The organism is Flavobacterium sp. I-STPP5a, assembly GCF_009764685.1.
Lineage (GTDB): Bacteria > Bacteroidota > Bacteroidia > Flavobacteriales > Flavobacteriaceae > Flavobacterium.
Genome location: NZ_VHLM01000009.1, coordinates 1 through 442, shown reverse-complemented (window position 1 = coordinate 442; position 442 = coordinate 1). Strand labels below are relative to the sequence as shown.

The 442-nt window shown below is 35.7% G+C and carries 1 pseudogene; it reads left to right on the top strand.

Going from position 1 to position 442, the window contains the following annotated elements:
- A pseudogene (locus tag FJV36_RS01455) lies at positions 1–442 on the top strand (ATP-dependent DNA ligase); the annotation flags it as partial.

The window sequence follows — 442 nt, the reverse complement described above, 5'->3', positions numbered from 1 at the left end:
AAATTATAGCGTTAAAAAAGAAAACTGACGAGGAGAAAAAAGCTTATCTACAAGAAAATTGGTTGGCATTAAATTACTACGAACGTTTTGTTTTCACCAAATTAATTACAGGAAGTTTCCGAATTGGTGTCAGTCAGAAACTGATGACTAGAGCATTATCTAAAGCAGAAAATGTCGATGAAGACGCTTTAGCGTACAAACTAATGGGAAATTGGAATCCCGATAAAATCACTTTTCAGGAATTAATTTTAGACGAAAAAAGCAGTGATTATTTATCCAAACCGTATCCTTTTTATTTAGCGTATCCCATTGAAGGTGAAGTTTCCGGTCTAGGAAATCCAGAATATTGGTCGGTAGAACACAAATGGGATGGCATCCGTTCGCAAACCATCATCCGTGAAAATGAAATTTATGTTTGGTCAAGAGGCGAAGAATTGGTAAC